The organism is Wolbachia endosymbiont of Pentidionis agamae (assembly GCF_036711655.1).
GTDB lineage: Bacteria > Pseudomonadota > Alphaproteobacteria > Rickettsiales > Anaplasmataceae > JAZHPY01.
Genome location: NZ_JAZHPY010000125.1, coordinates 1 through 1,513, shown reverse-complemented (window position 1 = coordinate 1,513; position 1,513 = coordinate 1). Strand labels below are relative to the sequence as shown.

The 1,513-nt window shown below is 30.3% G+C and carries 1 protein-coding gene and 1 tRNA gene; both read left to right on the top strand.

The window, feature by feature from the left end:
• Window positions 1-182: 182 nt before the first annotated feature.
• A tRNA-Ala gene (locus V6U76_RS05220) sits at window positions 183-258 on the top strand.
• A gap of 359 nt (window positions 259-617) precedes the next feature.
• Window positions 618-1,513: hypothetical protein (locus V6U76_RS05215; protein ID WP_333024082.1), on the top strand; the 896-nt coding region annotated here is incomplete at its 3' end.

Below are 1,513 nucleotides of genomic sequence, written 5' to 3'. Positions count from 1 at the left end.
TTCTATTTTAGAATACACTATTTCATCACTTATCTATCTCTATATCAACTCTCTCCTTTTTCCTTAATAAATAATAATTAGTGTTTATATTAATAATTCGCATGTGTTGACAAGTTAGAGTATTTAAAGATAATACCTTTTTCTTGCATTTTTATAATAAGAAAATAAACTATAATAATTATGGGGGTATAGCTTAGTTGGTAGAGCGTCTGTTTTGCACGCAGAAGGTCAGCGGTTCAACTCCGCTTACCTCCACCAAACCATTTGTCTGAACTCTTCTCTGTTGTCATATTAAATACATGGTGTTTTATATCAAATAAACCCCTCAACAAAAAAATCTCTCAATTATCGCATAATCTATCGGAAACATACTTACTGAGTATCTCTGGCTAGGAAGTTGATTTAATCTACTTACGTTTATTATATATTTTGGAAATTTCTATTTCATTGGAAGCAAGATATGACAGATAATAAACTATAATTAAAAAAGAACTTGTCACATTACTGTAATAGTATATACTATAAACAAAACTATTAATTTTATATGAGCGGTATGTAGGTGGTATGCCAAGTTTTTTGGTCAATATGAATCATTTGAAAAAAGAGTTAATGCAGCAATGGATGCTGGTGATGCTAAGTTAGTGCAAATTCTTTTAGGTCCGAAGTATTGTCAACTTTGGCAATATTGGGCAATACATGCAATGATTTCCTATAATATGCTCGCTATAGAAAGAACTGCAAATTGCAAATTACCATTAAGTATTATTACACAACAAAAAAAGTTATTAGAAGAACAAAAAGAATTGTTAGATAAGCAAGGAAAATTTCTAGATGGTAAAGAAAATCAATCAGCAGTAGGCATATTACAAACTAAAGAGCTGTTAAAAAATCTATTTGATATAACATGCAATGAAGCTAAAGAATACAGAAAGAAAATTGCTGAAACAAATAAGATTATATATGGCATTCATCATTTGTTTCATGTTCCAGATGAAGCTAGACATATACAATATTACACAGCAAGCAACCATGAGCAGATAGCAGGAGGTGATCAAAGTCAAGCTATTGTAATAAGAGATGAAGCAAAATCAGATTTCTCATATGAAACTGCATTTGGATGTGTTTCTTCAGCATTGAGATCAATTGATAAAGTTGTAAAAACAAGGGTAGTATACGAATGTGATTTATTAATTAATGCAACAGAAGAAGCAATTGATAAAGAAGTTTGTCAAGATGTAGGTAAAGTAACTTGGTTTTTGCATTATTTAGATAAAGCAGATTATTGGTTAAATGGTAATAATGGTAGGATATTAGATGAGGCAGTGGAAAATATTCCTGAAAATATTCCTCTTCCAGCGCCTGGTAGGGTAGCTTTTCTAAACACAGTGAATCCAAGATCTATTACAAGAGGTACTATAATTGGGCTAAGATACATATTGGAAAATACGATAGGTTTTTTTCAAAAGAAATATGATGATATAAACAATGCGGACTGTATAAAAAACAAAATAAA